Annotated in this window: 17 protein-coding genes; 8 read left to right on the forward strand and 9 right to left on the reverse strand. The window is 42.7% G+C overall.

Translation table 11 applies throughout. The annotated features are described in order from the left end of the window. Positions 1-126 precede the first annotated feature (126 nt). On the forward strand, positions 127-663 hold the full coding sequence (locus tag EQY75_RS01540) for an RNA methyltransferase (RefSeq protein ID WP_129602245.1): 537 nt from the start codon (positions 127-129) through the stop codon (positions 661-663). A gap of 5 nt (positions 664-668) precedes the next feature. Here EQY75_RS01540 and folK read toward each other — a convergent pair whose 3' ends face one another. Then, on the reverse strand, positions 669-1817 hold the full coding sequence (gene folK / locus EQY75_RS01545) for a 2-amino-4-hydroxy-6-hydroxymethyldihydropteridine diphosphokinase (RefSeq protein WP_129602247.1): 1149 nt from the start codon (positions 1815-1817) through the stop codon (positions 669-671). Positions 1818-2007: 190 nt separating this feature from the next. Between folK and sppA the strand changes: the two genes are divergently transcribed. Genes sppA through EQY75_RS01560 form a run of 3 tightly spaced genes read left to right on the forward strand, consistent with a single transcriptional unit; the run spans position 2008 to position 7235 of the window. Continuing rightward, positions 2008-3765 carry a signal peptide peptidase SppA gene (gene sppA / locus EQY75_RS01550; protein ID WP_129602249.1) on the forward strand — a complete coding sequence of 586 codons (1758 nt, stop codon included), beginning with the start codon at positions 2008-2010 and terminating at the stop codon, positions 3763-3765. A 4-nt stretch (positions 3766-3769) separates the two neighbouring features. Then, positions 3770-4480: a queuosine precursor transporter gene (locus tag EQY75_RS01555; RefSeq protein WP_129602251.1), complete on the forward strand. Its 711-nt coding sequence runs from the start codon at positions 3770-3772 to the stop codon at positions 4478-4480. 31 nt (positions 4481-4511) lie between these two features. Beyond that, positions 4512-7235, forward strand: coding sequence for an AsmA family protein (locus EQY75_RS01560; protein WP_129602253.1), 2724 nt, complete (start codon positions 4512-4514; stop codon positions 7233-7235). Here the strand turns inward: EQY75_RS01560 and EQY75_RS01565 are convergent. Beyond that, positions 7228-8022, reverse strand: a complete 795-nt coding sequence (locus EQY75_RS01565) for a DUF2797 domain-containing protein (RefSeq protein ID WP_174719402.1) — start codon at positions 8020-8022, stop codon at positions 7228-7230. The genes EQY75_RS01560 and EQY75_RS01565 overlap by 8 nt on opposite strands. A 77-nt stretch (positions 8023-8099) precedes the next feature. Here EQY75_RS01565 and EQY75_RS01570 point away from each other — a divergent pair, with 77 nt between their 5' ends. After that, positions 8100-9614 (forward strand): GH3 auxin-responsive promoter family protein, encoded by a 1515-nt coding sequence (locus tag EQY75_RS01570; protein ID WP_129602257.1) that lies wholly within the window; start codon positions 8100-8102, stop codon positions 9612-9614. Between the two features lie 133 nt (positions 9615-9747). Further along, a complete protein-coding gene (locus tag EQY75_RS01575) occupies positions 9748-10293 on the forward strand; it encodes a dienelactone hydrolase family protein (protein WP_129602259.1) in 546 nt (181 codons plus the stop codon). Here EQY75_RS01575 and clpX read toward each other — a convergent pair. From clpX to EQY75_RS01610, 7 genes are all read right to left on the reverse strand, one after another. Next, entirely contained in the window at positions 10290-11525 is a 1236-nt protein-coding gene (clpX, locus tag EQY75_RS01580) for an ATP-dependent Clp protease ATP-binding subunit ClpX (RefSeq protein WP_129602261.1), read from the reverse strand. The two genes, EQY75_RS01575 and clpX, sit on opposite strands and share 4 nt — an antisense overlap. Before the next feature lie 99 nt (positions 11526-11624). After that, complete coding sequence (gene clpP / locus EQY75_RS01585; protein WP_129602264.1) at positions 11625-12305, reverse strand: ATP-dependent Clp endopeptidase proteolytic subunit ClpP; 681 nt, start codon at positions 12303-12305, stop codon at positions 11625-11627. Between the two features lie 172 nt (positions 12306-12477). After that, entirely contained in the window at positions 12478-13800 is a 1323-nt protein-coding gene (tig, locus tag EQY75_RS01590) for a trigger factor (protein ID WP_129602266.1), read from the reverse strand. Between the two features lie 92 nt (positions 13801-13892). Next, on the reverse strand, positions 13893-14246 hold the full coding sequence (locus EQY75_RS01595) for a phage holin family protein (protein WP_129602268.1): 354 nt from the start codon (positions 14244-14246) through the stop codon (positions 13893-13895). Positions 14247-14315: 69 nt separating this feature from the next. After that, positions 14316-15941 (reverse strand): SGNH/GDSL hydrolase family protein, encoded by a 1626-nt coding sequence (locus EQY75_RS01600; protein ID WP_129602270.1) that lies wholly within the window; start codon positions 15939-15941, stop codon positions 14316-14318. A gap of 122 nt (positions 15942-16063) precedes the next feature. Further along, positions 16064-16834 (reverse strand): alpha/beta fold hydrolase, encoded by a 771-nt coding sequence (locus EQY75_RS01605; RefSeq protein ID WP_129606878.1) that lies wholly within the window; start codon positions 16832-16834, stop codon positions 16064-16066. Then, positions 16834-17547: a pyridoxine 5'-phosphate synthase gene (locus EQY75_RS01610; RefSeq protein WP_129606880.1), complete on the reverse strand. Its 714-nt coding sequence runs from the start codon at positions 17545-17547 to the stop codon at positions 16834-16836. The genes EQY75_RS01605 and EQY75_RS01610 overlap by 1 nt, the downstream gene beginning before the upstream one ends. A gap of 93 nt (positions 17548-17640) precedes the next feature. On the opposite strand from EQY75_RS01610, the gene EQY75_RS01615 reads away from it, so the two are divergent. Together EQY75_RS01615 and EQY75_RS01620 are read left to right on the forward strand one after the other, a co-directional pair. After that, positions 17641-18297 (forward strand): CBS domain-containing protein, encoded by a 657-nt coding sequence (locus EQY75_RS01615; RefSeq protein WP_129602272.1) that lies wholly within the window; start codon positions 17641-17643, stop codon positions 18295-18297. After that, positions 18294-19175: an NAD kinase gene (locus tag EQY75_RS01620; protein ID WP_129602274.1), complete on the forward strand. Its 882-nt coding sequence runs from the start codon at positions 18294-18296 to the stop codon at positions 19173-19175. The genes EQY75_RS01615 and EQY75_RS01620 overlap by 4 nt, the downstream gene beginning before the upstream one ends. The last annotated feature ends 6 nt before the right edge of the window (positions 19176-19181 follow it).

Genomic DNA, 19181 nt, shown 5'->3' on the forward strand with positions numbered 1-19181 from the left:
TTAATAAAATTAGTGAGTTCGACCTATCTTAGCGCCAGAAAACGAAGTTACCGAATTGCTCCTGGAATTTAAAAAGTTGTTGATATCTAGGGATAACTTCAACCCCATTGAAATCTAACCCAAGTTATGGCTCGAAAACTCTTAAATAAGGAATTAAATCGCCTCGATGTCAAAGCTTTTAAAGAGGCTTCAAAAACCCCCTTGATTCTCGTTTTGGAAAATATCAGGAGCCTGCATAATATCGGTTCGGTTTTCAGGACCGCAGATGCCTTTCTTTTAGAAAAAATATACCTATGTGGCTTTACCGCGACACCTCCCCATAAGGATATTAGAAAAACAGCTTTGGGAGCCACAGAAAGCGTTGCCTGGGAATATCAAAAGGACAGCCTTGCCCTGATCCACCAACTTAAAAAAACGCATCATTGTCTGGCCGTGGAACAAGCAGAGGGCGCTGAACAACTACATACCTTTATACCTGAATCAGACAAGCCTTATGTTTTTGTTTTTGGCAACGAAGTTAAAGGGGTCTCGCAGGAAGTGGTCAGTTCCTGTCACGGAGTTCTGGAAATCCCACAGTTGGGAACCAAACACTCATTAAACATAGCAGTTAGCGCAGGGGTAGTGGTTTGGGATTTCTGGACAAAATTAAAGACGAATCAATAATTGTATTACAATTCCATTGCCCCTGTGGTAAAATCCAAAATGCGATCAAGTACATAGTGATAATCATCAGCACTGTGAACAAAGTCGATAGAACTCACATCCAGGATCAATGTCTTCTGTTCTGGATAGCTCTTAATAAAATCAAAATATCCTTTATTGATCTTCTCCAGATAGTCGGGCTCAATCTGCTGTTCATAGGTCCTTCCCCTTTTCCTGATGTTATCCAATAGTCTTTCCGTAGTTTGGTACAAATAAATATATAGGTTGGGCTTGCGCACTTCCCGGTACATCAGACCAAAGACTTTCCGATACAGAAGGTATTCATCGGGTTGCAGCGTGATCTTGGCAAAAATCAGACTTTTATACACATCGTAATCACTGACCATAAATTTCTTGAAGAGGTCAAATTGGGTAGTATCCTCAGTGAATTGCTGGTAACGATCGGCCATAAAGGACATTTCCAGTGGGAAGGCATAGCGAGCCTGGTCCTCATAGAATTTCGGTAAAAAAGGATTGTCCGCGAAGCGCTCCAATACCAGTTTAGCCTTGTAATCCTCGGATATTTTCTGGGCGAGAGTAGTTTTGCCAGCTCCGATATTTCCCTCGATAGTGACAAAATTAAGAGCTGCAAATAACTCTTCCCAATGGGAATATAAACGGACCTTTGTTTTTCGTAGTTCCGACTTATCTCTGCAGGCTTGCAGCAGGTTTCTCGTGTCTTTCGCAAGTACAGGGTGGTATAACTGTGGAGCTATATCTGCCAGGGGCCGTAGGACAAATCGGCGGTTTGGGATTCCCGGGTGGGGAATTGTCAGGCTTTTGTTTCCTGCCACCACTTGGTCGTAATACAAGAGATCAATATCGAGCTGTCTCGACTGATACCCCCCTTCTGAAGAACGCTTTCTGCCCAGTTCTCGTTCTATTTGTAGCAGTTGATCGAGCATCTTATCCGGTTCTAGCAGGGTATCAAGCTCAATGCATAGATTCAAGAAATCGTCTGCTTCGAATCCCCAGGAGGGCGATTCGTATACCGGGGAAATCTTCTTAATGATTCCCACCTTTTCTTGCAAGAGGAAAAGCCCTTTCTGAAGGAAATAAATTCGATTTCCCTTGTTACTTCCAAGGGATAAATACGTCTTATAAAAGGCAGCCATAGATTGGCAAATTAATGAAAAAGAAATGGAAATTTGGCAGTAAATATGAAGGCTGTTATTTGTGGGAAGTCAGCTAAGCATGCCTGATGTATTCATTGGGGAAAACTATTTCTTTATTTCCTTAAAATATGATGCACAGATTCAGGGAGATATGCACTTTCACTATCTTTGACGCTATTAAACTTTATATATGAATTTTTTACGAAATCTTTTGGCTGCTATTCTGGGAACCCTGATCGCCATGGGGATATTGTTCTTTATGTTCCTCATCTTTGTCAGCCTTGCTAATGTGGAAGAAGGAGTGGTTATAAAACGCAATTCTGTCCTTGAACTCAGGTTGGAGGATCCAATAAATGATTATACCGGAAGCAATGAAGCAGATCCGTTTGCGGGCCTTTTTGAGGAAGCAGTAGGCCTCGATGATATTTTACACGCCATTGAAGTGGCAAAGAACGATGACAAAATTGAAGGTATAAGTATCAATAGTCAGTTTGTTATGGCAGGATGGTCACAGGTAAAAGCCATCCGTGATGCCCTTCACGATTTCAGAGAGTCGGGCAAATTTGTCTACGCTTACGCCGATCTGCTGATGCAAAAAGATTACTTTCTGGCCAGTGTTGCAGACAGCGTATTTCTCAACCCCGTTGGAAATCTCGATTTCAGAGGCCTGTCGGCCGAAGTATTGTTTTTTAAGGATTTGCAGGAAAAATCGGGAGTAAAAATGGAGGTGATCAGGCATGGGAAATACAAAAGCGCCGTTGAGCCTTTCCTCCAAAACGAAATGAGCACCGAAAATCGTACTCAAATCAAAGAATTGCTTGAGTCCTTATGGGGAAGTATGATTGAAGATATTTCTGCATCACGGAATTTGAGCATTGGTGATCTCAACGCAATAGCTGATTCCCTGGGAGCGCGGACTCCTGAGTTGGCAAAAAGATCGGGACTCATAGACGGAGCGATTTATTGGGATCAATATGAGACCCGATTGAGACGGGTTATGGGTGAATCTGACGACGAGGCGATCAACTACGTTGAACTTTCTGATTATCTGAAAGAGGCCAGGAAAAAATCAATTTACAAAGGCAGTGATCGAATAGCGGTGATCTACGCCCAAGGGGAAATACTTTACGGCGAAGGCGGCCCTAATTACATCGGACAAGGTCTGATCAACAGGGCACTCATTCGTGCTCGAAAAGATGATAAAGTAAAAGCCGTAGTGTTGCGCGTTAACTCTCCCGGAGGTAGTGCCCTTACTTCAGATGTGATCTGGAGGGAAGTTGAGCTTACCAAAAAGGAAAAACCTGTAGTGGTTTCTATGGGTGACGTGGCAGCTTCCGGAGGATACTACATCGCAGCCGGAGCAGATAAAATACTTGCTGAACCCACTACCATCACGGGTTCTATTGGTGTGTTCGGTACTGTCCCTAACATCAGTGAATTAGCTGAAGATATCGGAATTAATGCCGAACAGGTAGAAACTAACAGGAATTCTACGGAATATTCCTTGTTTGAACCTATGACCCCTCAGTTTAGAGGTGTGGTCTCAGAAAGTATTGAGGCCACTTACCAAACCTTCCTAAGCAGGGTAGCTGAGGGCCGGAATATTTCTATGGAAAGGGCAGATAGCCTTGCACAGGGAAGGGTCTGGAGTGGATCGGAGGCATTAAAAATAGGCCTGGTCGATCAATTGGGAGGACTCGAAGACGCCCTTGATGAGGCGGCGGAGCTGGCCGAAATCACTTCCTTCAGTATCCGCAGATATCCCCGATACAAGTCAAACTTCGAGATGCTCATGGAAGATCTTTCAGGAGCAAAAACAAAGGTAAAGGAAGATGTGATCAAGAGTGAACTGGGGCCTGAGGCCTTCAGTCTATACAAAGAAGTTCAAAGAATCACACAGCAGCGAGGTGTTCAGGCCCGGATGCCTTTCAGCATAACCATTAAGTAGGATCATGACGATAAAGGACAGGAAAGTTGCGTACAAGATCTATTTGTACCTGGGAGCCCTTTTTATTACTTCTCTCGTCGTCTCCAATTTAATATTTCAGAAATTCTTTTACTGGAATCCATTTGGAGATGTAACTGTATACGGAGCTTCACTTTTTGAAATTTCTGTAGGGATTTTACCTTATCCTATCACCTTTCTTATAACTGACCTTATTTCTGAGGTTTACGGGAGGAAAAAGGCCAATCAGATTGTGACAGCGGGGATTTTTGCATCCTTTTTTTCCATGGGTATTATTCTGTTGGCCGAAATAGCGCCTGCAATTCCCGAATCTCCAATTGGGGATGAGACTTTTAGGCAGGTTTTTGCCCTATCTCCTGTAGCGGTTCTGGCATCGATGATTGCATACCTTTGTGCTCAGTACGTCGATATTGCCATTTATCATTTTTGGAAACGCATTACCGAGGGGAGGTACTTATGGGTCAGGAATAATTTTTCCACTTTCCTGTCACAGTTCATCGATACCTTCACGGTTGTAGGATTACTTTGTGTCTTTGGCGTGCTGCCGTGGTCCGTGTTTACTGGCCTTGTAATCAGTGGCTTTCTTTTTAAGGTATTTATTGCACTGATCGACACCCCTTTCCTCTATTTTTTCGTATATATTTTCAGAAAGCGATTTAATTTAGAAATAGGGGAAGAAATCGAATTGGATATTTAATCATCCGTCTTTCATTTATAATTACGAGTTCATGAAGAAAAAATTTGTCAAAATATTGGCAGGCATTGTTATCGTCCTTCTTGGGGTGATCATTATACTGCCCATTTTCCTTGAGGGAAAAATAGGAACAATCATTAAAAATAAGGTAAACAGCAGTATCACGGGCTCCTTCGATTTCACGGATGCAGATCTGAGCCTTCTCCGGAGTTTTCCAAATGCAGAACTGCAAATCAGCGATGCTGTATTACGCACCGCCGCACCTTTTGAGGGGGATACACTTTTTAAGGCCGGAGAAATTGGCCTGACCCTTTCTGTTTTTGAACTTTTCAAAGGCGCCTCAGAGCCCATTCAGCTGAAAGAATTATACCTTAATAATGCCCTGATTAACATCAAATTCGACGAAGAGGAACGGCCTAATTACGACATCGCCAAAGAAGAGGATAAACAGGGAGAAATGGCCTCAGATCAGGGAGATTTCACTCTGGATCTTCAGGAGTACAGCATAAGTGATTCCAGGTTGATCTACCAAGATTTGTCCTCAGGATTATACCTTAAGGTTAACGACTTACAACACAGCGGATCAGGGGATCTGTCGTTAAAGGAGTCCAAGCTGCAAACTAGTTCAGAGGCCCTGCTTAGTTTGGGTCTTGATGGAACTGAATACTTAACAAATCAAAAAGTTTCTCTTGAAGCCTTGTTGGGAATAGATCTTGAAACCAGTACTTATACTTTTTTAGAAAATAAAGGCCTGATCAATCAATTACCCCTGGTCTTTGATGGTTTTGTCAGGATTGATGATGAGTACAATGAATTGGACATCAATTTTGAGACTCCTTCATCAGATTTTAAAAATTTCTTAGCCCTCTTTCCTGAAAAATATTCCAAAGACATCGCCGGAGTTTCAACCTCAGGAGATTTTATTGTAGAAGGTAAAATCAAAGGGAAAATGGATGATACTTACATACCTCAATTCAGGGTGAACATCCGTTCTGATAAGGCATCGTTTAAATATCCGGACCTGCCCAAGGCGGTTGAGAATATTGTAATCGCTACTGAGATAGTCAATGAAACGGGCCTGGCAGATGATACTTTCATCAATATAAACAAGGCTTCTTTTAACATCGATCAGGATCGTTTTGCAATGGAAGCAAAATTATCAGAGTTGAGTGGCAACACCAGGGTTAGTGCGAAAATCGATGCCAATATGAACCTGGCCAATCTTGCCAAGGCTTATCCTTACGCCGCAGAACAAGATTTGGAAGGATTGCTGAAGGCCAATGTGATCACCGCGTTTGACATGGCCTCAATTGAAAAGAAACAGTATGCAAAAACCCGATCTTCAGGTCAGTTAAGTGTTGAGGGATTTAAATACAACAATGACGAATTAACTGCCCCGGTGCAGTTCAGCACCGTCGCCCTCGATTTTAAGCCGGAGCGAATTACTCTGAATCGAATGCAGGGAAATATGGGTAAAACCGATTTCAACGTAACGGGGACCCTTTCGAACCTGCTTGGATTTATGTTTAATAAAGAGGAGATTGAAGGTAATTTTAACCTGGTTTCCAATACCTTCTCCCTGAATGATTTTATGGTTGAGGAGGAAATAGGTAAAGAGGAATTGAACGAGAAACAGGATCAGCCCTCCATCAAAATACCATCGTTCCTCAATTGTACTATCATAGCTAAAGCGCAAACCGTGCTCTATGATAATCTGGTCTTAAGAAATGTGGAAGGAACGTTGAGGATCAAGGATCAAACAGCTTCTTTAAATAATTTTTCTTCTTCTCTTTTCAACGGAAGATTAACTTTAGATGGTCTGGTTTCTACCAAATCAAAAACACCCACTTTTGATATGAAATTAGGCGCAGATCAATTTCTGCTGGCAGAAGCTTTTAGCAACCTTGAGTTGTTAAAAACTCTGGCGCCGATTGCTTCAGCGCTCCAGGGGAAACTGAATTCCAAAATTTCCATTTCGGGAGATCTCAGTCCGGAATTCACCCCTATGCTCGAGAGTATTACCGGGAACGTTCTTGCAGAGATCCTCGAAACAAAAATCAAGTCTGAAAAGGCTAATGTGCTAAACGCCATGGCCTCTCAGCTTCAATTTATTGATTTGGAAAAACTGAATCTGAATGGAATCAAAACAGCACTTTCGTTTGATAATGGAATAGTTTCAGTAAAACCAATGACCTTTAATTACCAGGATATAGCGATAACGGTAAAGGGAAGCCACAGTTTCGACAAAAGATTAAACTATACGGCAACGCTCGATGTTCCTGCCAGGTATCTGGGTGCTGAGGTGAACAATCTGATCGCTAAAATAGACGACAATAGTTTGCAAAACCTTACTGTGCCTGTTGGTGTGAGTATAGATGGGGTTTACAGCAACCCACAGGTTAAAACTGATCTGACCTCAGGAGTAAAAACTCTCACGGCCAGCCTGGTGGAAGTGCAGAAACAAAAACTCCTCAATAAGGGTAAAGAAAAAGCCTCCACCCTGCTAGACGGCCTGCTGGGCGGAAAGAATAATAAGGACACTACAGCTACGCAAGGCAGTACAAGCGAAGAAGTAAAGAAAACCCTGGGGAATATTCTCAATGCAGGTTCTACAAAAAAGGATTCAGTAAAGAAGGATTCTACAGCGGCTAACTCGCCTAATACCTCCGTGAAAGATGCCGCAAAATCAGTTCTTGGAGGTTTATTGAAGAAAAAGAAAAAAGATTCGGTATCATCTTCCAGGGATACGATTAAATAATATTTAGGGAAACATAATAGCCTTCACTTCCCCTGATGTTGAAGACTGTATTATCTTCAAATAGAAAATATTGCCCCTTAATGCCCATTAATTTTCCACGGTATTCAGGGGTTTTTTCCAGATTGAGGCTTTTTACTTTTTCCGGATAACGAAGAACAGGAAATTCCATTTCGGTTTCTTTGTTGCTCTCGATAAAATAAGACGCTGCCTCCTCAGGTATATATTGACGTAACTGGTTCCGCCAAGCTACTAGGTCTTCGTCGTCTACTTTATTGGTTAACATCTTCCTCCAATTGGTTTTATCCGCTACGTGTTCTTTTAATGCGACTTCCGTTATTCCAGCGAGATATCTGTTTGGTACTTCCACAATCTCTATTGCCTCGTGTGCTCCCTGGTCTATCCACCGGGTGGGTACTTGTGATTTCCGGGTCACCCCAACCTTAACATTGCTAGAGTTAGCCAGATAGACGATATGCGGTTGCAATTGTACTTTTTTTTCGTAGTCCAGATCCCGGTCCTCTTTCCCAAGATGAGCAGTACTGAGTTCGGGGTGCATGATCCAATCCCCTGCGGATGGAATTTCGTAAAAACAATTCCGGCAAAATCCCTGCCTGAAAATAGGTCGCTCAAGGCCGCAATTGAGGCATTGGTACTTTAGAAAGGCAATGTGCAACTCCTTATTGAGTACTTGGTTTACATTGAGGAAGTCATTGTTAAACAGTAAATAATATTGAATGGGACTTCCCATTTCTGTTTTCATTTTCCTTAAAACCCCTTCGAATTGCATATAAGTCTGTTTGTAGAATATCCGGTAAATTTTGCTACCTTTCTTCCCTATTTTTAGCAAGCCAAAGATACCGAAAAATGCCAATTCCATTATTTAACTCCATAGCTTCTTGGCTGCTTAAAAAGCGGTATCACCAAATTGAACTCTTCCTAAAATATCCTGCTGAGGTACAGCAGGAGGTACTGGAACAATTGCTGGAGATTGCCGAGGATACAGAGTTCGGGAAGAAATACGATTTTAACTCAATTGAAAACTATAAGACTTTTAGGGATCGTGTGCCCATAGTTTCTTATGAAGAGGCCGAGCCTTTTATTGAGAGAAGCAGGAGAGGGGAGCAAAACATTTTCTGGCCCACAACCATAAAATGGTTTGCTAAGAGTAGCGGAACTACCAACTCCAAGAGTAAATTTATTCCGGTGAGTACAGAAGCCCTGGAAGACTGTCATTACAAATCGGGTAAAGATCTGCTCTGTCTCTATTTGAATAACAATGAGGACTCACAACTATTTACAGGTAAAAGCTTGCGCCTTGGAGGTAGCAAGGAGCTCTATGAAGATAATGGGACTTTCTTTGGCGACCTCTCAGCGATATTGATTGATAATATGCCCTTTTGGGCCGAATTGAGCAGTACTCCCAGCAATAAGGTATCCCTGATGAGTGAATGGGAAACAAAGATGAATGCCATCATTCAGGAGAGTATCCAGGAAAATGTGACCAGTCTGGCGGGGGTTCCTTCATGGATGCTTGTTTTACTAAATAATGTCCTGGAAGAGACTGGGAAAGAACATCTTTTTGAGATTTGGGAGAATCTGGAAGTGTATTTTCACGGCGGAGTGAGTTTTAACCCATACCGGGAGCAGTACGCCAAATTATTGCCGGGAAAGCGATTCAAGTATTATGAAATTTACAATGCCTCTGAAGGATTTTTTGCCATTCAGGACAGGAACAATGCCGATGATCTTTTACTAATGCTTGATTACGGGATCTTTTATGAGTTTATTCCCATGGATCAATACGGTACGGAAGAACAACAGGCCATTCCCCTGTGGGAAGTGGAAATCGGCAAGAATTACGCGATAATAATCACGACCAATTCAGGTCTGTGGCGCTATAAAATAGGGGATACGGTGAGGTTTACTTCTACAGATCCCTACAGGATAAAGATTACCGGTAGGACAAAACACCATATCAATGTTTTCGGGGAGGAACTCATCATAGAAAATGCTGAAAAGGCTTTGGAACAGATCTGCCAGAAAACCGGAGCACAGATTAAAGATTATACAGTGGCACCCATTTTTATGTCAGGAAAAGAGAAAGGGGCTCATGAATGGATGATCGAATTCAGAAAGGCTCCGGAAAAACTCAATGCCTTTACCGAATCCTTAGATAGGGCTCTTAAATCGCTGAATTCGGATTATGAAGCGAAGCGGTATAACAACATGACTTTGAAAATGCCTAAAATTCACATGGCTCGTGAAAATCTTTTTTACGACTGGTTGAAATCCAAAGATAAACTGGGTGGGCAGCACAAAATCCCCAGATTATCCAATGACCGGGCTTATTTGGATGAGCTTTTAAAGATGAATAATTAGGAAAAATACTACTCCTGACCTTTCATTATACGCGACTACATCGATAAAATACCTACGCACGTCAAAAAAATAACAGATTTCCACCGATTATACTCAATTTGAGGCTCCTAACTTAACCGACAACCTTAAAATTATGGCAGAAAAGCTCGTTATCTTATCCGATATGTGGGGTTCTAAGAAGGGTCTTTGGATCACTTCTTACCTTGGATACCTGCAACAGTATTTTGACATTCAGTTTCACGATACGCAACAGTTGTCTGATGTGGAACCGATGGTCTACACTGCTGAGAATCTCTATGATGCATTCAGAGACGGAGGAAGGGACTATGCCGTAGCGCAACTCCTGAAAAAGGAAACTAAACCTGCTCACTACCTTACTTTCTGCGCAGGTGGCACTGTTGCCTGGCTTGCAGCTCAACAGGGCTTGCCGATGAAATCTCTTTACGCAGTATCTCCAATAGACTTACCTTTGGAAGCGCCAAAACCTGATTGTCCGGTGAGACTATTATTCGGGGGAAAAGATAAAGACATTCCTAGCTCAGATTGGGCTGATAAGAAAAGCGTGTCTTTGGAGGTCATGCCACAATACGGGCATGAATTATACTCAGACGAGATGGTTATCAAAAAAGTGTGCTTGTCTCTTTTGGAAGCGGCTATTCACAACAAGTTTCAACTTTAAGAGACCGCTTTTAACTTCTTAATGGTCTCATAGGAAAGTTTCTCCTCGGCATAAGGTTTAGACACCTTAAATTCTTTTTCTTCACTACTGGGAAGTTCAAACATGGCATCCGTAAAAACAGCTTCACAGAGTGAGCGAAGTCCACGCGCACCAAGCTTGTATTCAATAGCCTTGTCTACAATATAGTCCAGTGCCTGATCTGTGATCTGAAAGCTGATCCCATCCATGGCAAAGAGTTTCTCATATTGCTTGATGATGGCGTTCTTTGGTTCAGTAAGAATGGCCCTGAGGGTCTTTTTGTCAAGGGGATTCATATGGGTGAGAACAGGTAACCGTCCGATGATCTCGGGAATAAGTCCGAACTCCTTCAAATCCTTTGGGATGATATACTGCAGTACATTGTCCTGGTTGATATGCTCTTCTATTCTGGAGGCACTATACCCTATAGCTTGCATATTCAGCCTTTTGGTAATGATGCGTTCTATTCCATCGAATGCACCACCGGCCACAAAAAGTATGTTTTCAGTATTTACTTCGATAAATTTCTGATCGGGATGTTTCCTACCCCCTTTTGGTGGCACGTTTACCACGGTGCCTTCAAGAAGTTTTAGCAAGCCCTGTTGAACTCCTTCCCCGGATACGTCGCGGGTAATTGAAGGGTTATCACTTTTACGCGCGATCTTGTCTATTTCATCGATAAAAACAATTCCGCGCTCAGCTTTTTCAAGATTGTAATCGGCTGCCTGTAAAAGCCTGGTCAGGATACTTTCTACATCTTCCCCAACATAACCGGCTTCAGTAAGCACGGTTGCGTCTACAATGGCCAATGGAACATTAAGCATTTTAGCAATAGTACGTGCCATAAGGGTTTTACCTGTACCGGTTTGCCCCACCATGATGATATTGCTCTTCTGGATTTCAATTTCGTCTTCCTTAGAGCTAGGTTGTAAAAGGCGTTTATAATGGTTGTAAACGGCTACGGATAGGACTTTTTTAGTCCGGCCCTGTCCTATAATAAAACTATCCAGAAAATCTTTTATCTCCTTGGGTTTTTTCAGGGTAAGTTCTGAAGAAAGGTCATCAGTCTTGGACTGTTTTGATTCTTCAGCCACTATACCGTGGGCCTGTTCGATACATCGATCACAGATATGGGCATCCAGCCCTGCTATAAGCAGGTTCGTTTCTGGCTTTTTTCTACCGCAAAAAGAACATTCTAAGTTTTCCTTCGCCATTTTTCTAGGTACTATCGGCTATTATAACGAAATAATTCCGGTTTTGGTTTATTTCATGGGCTAGTGGCCCTCATTTTAGGATAAGTGGAAGATTTCCGCCTATTTCTTATCCCTTTCTAATATCTCGTCTATCATCCCATAGGCAAGGGCTTCTTCCGCCTTCATCCAGTAATCCCTGTCACTGTCCTCGTAGACTTTATCAAAAGACTGACCAGAATGCTCAGAGATAATATTGTAGAGTTCATCTTTGATCTTCAGTACTTCTTTGGCAGCTATTTCAATATCGCTTGCCTGGCCCTGCGCTCCTGACATGGGCTGATGGATCATTACACGTGAATGCTTTAGCCCGCTTCTCTTGCCTTTTTCTCCTGCACAGAGTAAAACAGCACCCATAGAGGCTGCCATCCCCGTACAAATAGTCGCTACGTCGGGTTTAATAAATTGCATGGTATCGTAGATGCCAAGACCGGCGTAAACGCTTCCTCCGGGAGAATTAATGTAAATCTGAATATCCTTTGAAGAATCTGCACTGGCAAGAAATAAAAGCTGCGCCTGAACTATATTGGCCACCTGATCACTGATCCCGGTCCCCAGGAAAATAATCCTGTCCATCATCAGACGTGAAAATACGTCCATGGCAATAGCGTTAAGTTGTCTTTCCTCGATAATATTCGGGGTCATATTCACCGGGTACATACTTTGAAGAATTTCATCGTAGTACGTACTGCTTAATCCCTGATCCTTTATCGCGAAGTTCTTGAATTCTTTTCCGTAGTCCATTAGCTCTATATCGTTGTTTAAAAAAAAGGAGCCGAATCGTAATCATTCGGCTCTGTAAAGATACTTATTTTTGCTGAAAATTGATGGCGTATAAAAAGCTGTCATCATTTTTACAAAAGTCTTAACACCCTTGTATGCATACCTGTTTCAGGCCTTTGTCTGTGGAATAAGCTTAGCCGTAAACTTCTTTTACGAAATTCTCGTAAGTCACTTCCTTTACCTTCAGGTTGGCCTTCTCTTTGTAGAGTGAAAGCAATTTCTGACTCATCAGTTGTTCTGAAAGACGCTTTACTTCTTCCTGATTGCTCATTACCCTTCCGGCAATGGCATCGAGTTCCTCTTCCTGCGGATTCATCTGCCCGTATTGAGCCATTTGTGACTTGATGAATCCTTTGGCGAATTCCTTCAATTCGTCATAAGTGATTTCGATGTTGTGATCTTTGATAATTTTACCTTCTATCAACTGGTATCTCAATCCCTTTTCAGACTTCTCGTATTCGTCGTTTGCTTCTTCTTCAGACAAGGGTTTTTCGCCGGTCATCTGAATCCATTTTTTCAAAAAGGCTGAAGGAAGTTCAAACTTGGTCGTATCAATTAATCGTTCTGTAACGTCGTTGAGTAACTTCTGATCCGACTGTTGTTCGAATTGTTTTTCAGCATCCGTTTTCAGGCGCTCTTTTAATTCCTTCTCAGACTTGATGGTGTCCTTGCCAAAAAGCTTATCGAAGAGTTCCTGATTTAACTCGGCCGGCTGTCTTTCGTTGATCTCCTCAATAGTGAAGTCTACCTCAATATTTAGTTTATCAGCCTTTTCCTTGTTAATTCCAAGAGCTCCTGAAAGCAGATAATCTTCTTTGAACAGGCCTTTGGTCTTCAGACTGACCTTATCTCCTGGCTTTTTACCAACGAGCGAATCCAGCGCCTTCTTACTCTTTATTTTATCGAGTTCCACGGTAGACTTGTGTTCGATTTCCTCTGCCTCATTAAAAAAGGTTCCTGTTACTTCGTCCTTTTTTCCTACTTCTTTTCTGGAGATCAGTTTACCGTATTGCTTTTGAATCCGTTCGAGTTGTTCCTCGATCATCTTCTTGTCGGCAACGATTTTATATTGAATTACGGGTTTTTTGGTTTTTAGACTGGCATCAAATTCAGGGGCCAGTCCTAACTCAAACTCGAATGAAAATTCTTCTTTATCCCAGTCAAAACTGTCCTGCTGTTTCGGTAAAGGGTTTCCCAGAACATCCAGCTTTTCTTCGTTGAGATACTTGTTGAGATTGTCCTGTAATAATTTATTGACTTCATCTACCAATACGGCACGTCCGTACTGCTTTTTGATCAGTCCCATCGGTACCTGTCCTTTCCTGAATCCGGGAATATTTGCTTGTCTGCGGTAATCCTTCAGGATCTTTTCTACCTTGTCCTGGTAGTCTTCTTTGCTAATATCAACCTTTACAACTGCGTTAAGGTCGTCGATCTGCTCCTTGCTAATGTTCATGTATAATAGAAATTTACTTGCCTAAAAGGGAGGCAAAAGTAGTACATTTTACACTGTGGAACAAGTTTTTAGGTGGATGTGTAAACCGTGTGTCAGGCAGATTTCTCAGAGTCCTTTAAAACAGAGAAAAATACGGATTGCAGGAAGGAGAGCAGTAAACTAAACAGTAAGGCCCACCAGATGTTATCGACACTAAATCCGGACACCAATTGATCAGCCAAAAGGATAATCACGGCATTGATGATCAGGAGAAATAAGCCGAAGGTAAGGATAGTCACCGGTAAGGTAAAAATGACCAGTATGGGCTTTACAATAAAATTGAGCAGACTCAACACAACAGCCACAATTATGGCTGTAACAAAAGAATCGACCTGAACACCGCCCAAGAGATTGGCCAGAAGCACAACCGCTAAAGCCGAAAGCAATACCCTGACAATAAGTTTCATACAAGTGGAATTAAATGAACAAAAAAGGCACGCTAGGATTAGCGTGCCCTTAAAATAATGATTTTAATTCTATTGCAGATATAATCCTGTAAAATCCAAAGGATCTACCCCCGGAAGATTAGAGCCGTATTTCGCATTGATCGTCTCAACAATAAGGTTAGCTACCAGGGCGTATCCTCGGGGAGAGGGGTGCACCCCATCCAAAGAAAAACCTCCTCCTGTAGCATATGTAGCTGTGATGGTACTTCCGTCACTTAATGGAATTCCAACATCAGCAACTGTTTGGAGATAAGCATTGGCATCTACAAAAGCCAAGTCGTAAGCCTGGGCAAGGCCGGCAATGGTCTGGTTGTATGAAGCGAGTGCTCCAGCAACTGAAGCCTGCTCATCCGGTGTCAATACCCACTTATCCTCCAGAGGCAGGGAAACCCCTTCTACGGAGAACTGCCCAGCTAATTCTGTTGATAATCCTTGTCCTACCAGCGCTTGAACGGCATCGGTGTTTACTGTGCCAATAATAGAAGCGCTTGGAAAGACCACCAGGTCTTCAGGGGTCGCTTGCCTCGATTGCCCGTAGGTGGCACCTAATAAGTTAGCTACCAGAGGAGCAGCCTGTGGCGGCAACCCGAACTGGGCAATAAACGCCTCAAAGGCAGGTCCACTGGCCAGTAAAGCACCAGCGATTGTGGCTGAAATATCCGGTAGACTTTCATCCCTGATTACTACCGGACTCGCCTCGGTCTCTGAGAAGACTACAATGCGCTGTGTCTGCCCTATGGCTGTATATATCTGATTCAAAGTACCAAAAATGGTATTTAAAAGGGGGATCTGTGGCCCGAATGCGGGATTTGTTGGATCTAGTGGATCGTGAGGGACAGTTGTAAAATATGGGATAGAAGTTACATCTGGGATATTGAGGACAACCCCGTCTGCTCCATTAGCCGTAAGGGTTTGAAGGAGTCCGTCATAGACACTTGCAAACACGTTTGGATCGGTGAGATCATTACTCCCATAGGTAGTAGGATCGAGATTTCCGGCCTGATCTACCCCATCACCACCGGAAGTGGCAAAGCTGAGGATGTCATTATTTCCTATCCATAGGGTGAAAAAAGTTGGATTTTGTACAGCGGCATCTCCGATAATTGTCGCAGAAGCTGAGGTAGCAAAACGGGCATAATACGGATTTGCTGTCCCCAGAGGTACTCCGGCAACGCTTCCATACCCAGGGGCCACCAGATGAAAACTTTTAGCACCGGGTACTCCCATGTTGTTAAATGGGCCTGTAAGTGTATTACTAATCTCGGTTGCGCCTTGTCCGGAAACAGGTACCGGAGTGGGTGAACCCGTAGCAAAGGAAAGAATTAATCTATTTGGTAAGATAGTCTGGCCTCCCAGGGTTGCTCCCCCGAGGTTATCAGCCATAAAGGGAATCGTAAACGCTCCTCCTCCTGCCAAAGCAAAATTTTGAGCCAGCATATTCGGAAAAGATGCTGTTTGCCCATCGATAAAGAGAGCGTTATCTGAATAACCTGCGGTAAGGGAGTTGCCAACGGCAACATAATTTGAAAAATCTGCAGATCCACTGGTATAATTTACCGGATCTGGCGGGGGCGTAGTCATTACAGCAGTATCGTCATCACTACAGGACGTGAATAGAAGTCCGGTAAATGCAAGAAGAGTGAAAAACTTTTTCATTTAGGAATTTTTGAGTTGATAGTACAAATTAGATGTCAGTGGTCTCAAAATTAATATAATTTATGACACACGCAATTTTACCCCTGTTTAAATAGGGTTCTTACAGAAATTAGAGCGTAATATTATCGATTTAAAAATTGGAGTGATAATTTCATGAATTCTTCGGGGTTTTCAGCATGCAGCCAATGACCCGAATCCGGGACAGTTTCCAAAACGGCTGACGGAAAATGTTGTTTAATCATGGGGAGATCCTGTTCAGAAATATACTCTGATCTGCTGCCTCGCAAGAAGAGGGTCGGTCCTTTATACGAGTCGGAACCCGAAATGGAATCGCCAATTTCTTCCATTTTTGTGGCTAATACCTTAAGATTAAAGCGAAAGGAAAGCCGGCCCTTTTCCACCCAATGCAAGCTTTTTAATAAAAATTGCCGTATTCCCCAATCGTTTAAATGCTTTGCCAGCTCGGAGTCGGCCTCACTTCTTGATTTCACCTGGTCTAATGGCAAAGCCAAAAGAGCATCTATAATATATTGATGATGTGGAGGGTAAAACTTTGGAGAAATATCAGCCACGATAAGTTTTCTGACCCGCTGCGGATAGGTGCAGGCAAATTGCATCACGGTTTTTCCTCCCATTGAATGGCCAAGAAGGGTTGCTTTTTCAATTTGAAAATCATCCATATAGTCCTTAAGGTCTTCAGCCAGCAAGCTGTAGTCGAACTCATCAGACCAAAAACTTTTTCCGTGGTTTCTCTGGTCGATCAGATGCACTTCATAACCGTTTTCGGCGTATTCACTGCCCAGGGTCTTCCAATTGTCGGACATGCCCAGAAACCCGTGCAATACCAATAAGGGTTGTCCCTCGCCTAAAATGTTGGAATGTAAATTAGGCATCATTTAAGGCGGTGTAAATACATGTTGACCACGTTTTCGAGGCCGAGATAGATCGCTTCGCAAATAAGCGCATGCCCAATTGAAACCTCCTGCAGATGAGAAATACCTTTTTTGAAGTAGGCAATGTTCTCCAGGCTGAGGTCGTGCCCCGCATTGATTCCCAATCCCAAAGAATGCGCTGTCCTGGCAGCGTCAGCATACGCCTTGATAGCCTTTTCCGGATCCTGAGGATACACTTTTGCATATTCTTCCGTGTACAGTTCCACACGGTCTGTTCCTGTTTCTGCAGCTCCTTCCACCATGGCGGAATCCGGGTCTACAAAGATGGAAGTGCGAATCCCTTTTTCCTTAAAAGTTTGGATCATTTCTTGTAAATAGACCTTGTGTTTTTTAGTGTCCCAGCCGGCATTGGACGTGATTGCATCAACAGCATCGGGCACCAGCGTGACCTGCTCAGGGCGTACTTCCAAAACCATCTCGGTAAACCTGGGATTAGGGTTCCCCTCAATGTTAAATTCGGTTTTCAGTACCTCTTTTAGGGCGTATACATCTGCGTATCTGATATGTCTTTCATCTGGTCTGGGGTGTACGGTAATTCCGTCAGCCCCAAATTCCTCGATATCTTTTGCCACGGAAATAAGATCTGGCATATTTCCGCCCCTGGCATTTCTCAAAGTTGCAATTTTATTGATATTTACACTAAGTTTCGTCATTTGGGCTATATCATCGTTCAATCGTCGCAAAAATACAAATTAGGCATGCCTTTTGATCTTTTTAATTATTAATTTGCATTAATTAAAGAGAACATGTCTATCGAATCACATATTATTCACACCATACCCGTCTTTGATATTCAAGACTTGTTGGAAGAGCCTATTCATTTTTTCAAGAATAGCACCTATTCCCACGTGGCTATTACTGAAGATCAGAAACTATTGGGCCTGTTGTCCGAGAATGATCTTGAAGCATTTGAAAAAGACCAGAAGATCACAAGCTTTAAATCGAATCTGGAATCCTTTTTTGCTTTACGGGAAACCTCATGGCTTGATGTTCTAGAACTCTTTTCCAGAAACGAAGCCAATCTTCTTCCTGTTTTGGACGAAGAAGCCCATGTCATGGGATATTACGATCTCAACGACTTTGTAGGGGTATTTATAGACACCCCGTTTTTTAAGGAGCCCGGCGCCATATTAGTGGTGGCCAAAGGAATAAAGGACTATTCGTTTAGTGAGATTGCGCAGATTGTGGAAAGCAACAATACCAAACTCATAGGTGCCTTTATTACTGATTCTCGAAGTGAAGTGGTGCAGATCACCATTAAAATCGGTATGAATAATTTTAATGAAGTGGTAAATACCTTCCGCCGATACAACTACACTATCCTCTTTGGCAACAAGGCCGATCAATTTCTTGAAGACCTCAAAGAACGTTCAGACTATCTGGACAAATTTCTCAATGTATGAGGGTAGCCATTTATGGTCAGGCCTTTAAAGAAAACGGACTCAATTACGTTTTTGAGCTACTCGAAGAACTGAATTCCCTCAATTCCGATATTGTTATTGAAAATGATTTTTATCAACTCCTTTGCTCAGAACAAGCGGATTTGTCTTGTAAGACATTCGATCACAATCAGGGACTTGATAAGGATTTTGATCTTTTTGTGAGCTTTGGGGGAGACGGAACCATTCTAAGGGCCGTGACCTACGTGGGTGACCTGGGTATTCCTATTGTAGGGGTAAATACAGGCCGACTGGGATTTCTCTCTACTTATAAAAAAGAAAATGTCAGGCGATTGATTCACGATTTTATTAAAGGGGATTACATAGTCGTTGAACGCAGCCTGGTCTCTGTAGTTTCAAAGCCTGAAATAGAGGAATTCAAGGGACTTAACTTTGCGCTAAACGAAGTAACGGTAAGCAGGAAAGATACCACCTCCATGATTACCATAGAGACACATCTCAATGACGAATATCTGACATCGTACTGGGCCGATGGCCTGATCATCTCAACGCCTACAGGTTCTACGGGATATTCCCTGAGCTGCGGAGGCCCCGTGATGACGCCCACTGCACAGTCTCTTGTGATAACACCTATAGCACCACATAATCTCAATGCTCGCCCCTTGGTGATTTCGGATGATACAGAAATTCGCATTAAGGTCTCAGGGCGGGAAGATCAGCATATGGTTTCGCTGGATTCCAGACTGGCCACCATCGACAATGGCAAAGAGCTATTGATCAAAAAGACCAACTTTAGCGTTAAAATGATAGAGTACGCCTCTGAGAGTTTTTTAAAGACTATCCGTAACAAATTATTGTGGGGTCAGGATAGGCGCAATTGATCCAAA

It is taken from the genome of Muriicola soli (assembly GCF_004139715.1).
Classification (GTDB): domain Bacteria; phylum Bacteroidota; class Bacteroidia; order Flavobacteriales; family Flavobacteriaceae; genus Muriicola; species Muriicola soli.

What these genes read in the sequence shown, in the direction of transcription:
- EQY75_RS01570 (WP_129602257.1), top strand. Translation starts at nt 8,100, where the DNA reads ATGCCAATTCCATTATTTAACTCCATAGCTTCTTGGCTGCTTAAAAAG.
- EQY75_RS01565 (WP_174719402.1), bottom strand. Translation starts at nt 8,022, where the DNA reads ATGCAATTCGAAGGGGTTTTAAGGAAAATGAAAACAGAAATGGGAAGT.
- EQY75_RS01555 (WP_129602251.1), top strand. Translation starts at nt 3,770, where the DNA reads ATGACGATAAAGGACAGGAAAGTTGCGTACAAGATCTATTTGTACCTG.
- sppA (WP_129602249.1), top strand. Translation starts at nt 2,008, where the DNA reads ATGAATTTTTTACGAAATCTTTTGGCTGCTATTCTGGGAACCCTGATC.
- EQY75_RS01575 (WP_129602259.1), top strand. Translation starts at nt 9,748, where the DNA reads ATGGCAGAAAAGCTCGTTATCTTATCCGATATGTGGGGTTCTAAGAAG.
- EQY75_RS01595 (WP_129602268.1), bottom strand. Translation starts at nt 14,246, where the DNA reads ATGAAACTTATTGTCAGGGTATTGCTTTCGGCTTTAGCGGTTGTGCTT.
- EQY75_RS01615 (WP_129602272.1), top strand. Translation starts at nt 17,641, where the DNA reads ATGTCTATCGAATCACATATTATTCACACCATACCCGTCTTTGATATT.
- tig (WP_129602266.1), bottom strand. Translation starts at nt 13,800, where the DNA reads ATGAACATTAGCAAGGAGCAGATCGACGACCTTAACGCAGTTGTAAAG.
- EQY75_RS01610 (WP_129606880.1), bottom strand. Translation starts at nt 17,547, where the DNA reads ATGACGAAACTTAGTGTAAATATCAATAAAATTGCAACTTTGAGAAAT.
- EQY75_RS01620 (WP_129602274.1), top strand. Translation starts at nt 18,294, where the DNA reads ATGAGGGTAGCCATTTATGGTCAGGCCTTTAAAGAAAACGGACTCAAT.
- EQY75_RS01600 (WP_129602270.1), bottom strand. Translation starts at nt 15,941, where the DNA reads ATGAAAAAGTTTTTCACTCTTCTTGCATTTACCGGACTTCTATTCACG.
- EQY75_RS01540 (WP_129602245.1), top strand. Translation starts at nt 127, where the DNA reads ATGGCTCGAAAACTCTTAAATAAGGAATTAAATCGCCTCGATGTCAAA.
- EQY75_RS01560 (WP_129602253.1), top strand. Translation starts at nt 4,512, where the DNA reads ATGAAGAAAAAATTTGTCAAAATATTGGCAGGCATTGTTATCGTCCTT.
- clpX (WP_129602261.1), bottom strand. Translation starts at nt 11,525, where the DNA reads ATGGCGAAGGAAAACTTAGAATGTTCTTTTTGCGGTAGAAAAAAGCCA.
- folK (WP_129602247.1), bottom strand. Translation starts at nt 1,817, where the DNA reads ATGGCTGCCTTTTATAAGACGTATTTATCCCTTGGAAGTAACAAGGGA.
- clpP (WP_129602264.1), bottom strand. Translation starts at nt 12,305, where the DNA reads ATGGACTACGGAAAAGAATTCAAGAACTTCGCGATAAAGGATCAGGGA.
- EQY75_RS01605 (WP_129606878.1), bottom strand. Translation starts at nt 16,834, where the DNA reads ATGCCTAATTTACATTCCAACATTTTAGGCGAGGGACAACCCTTATTG.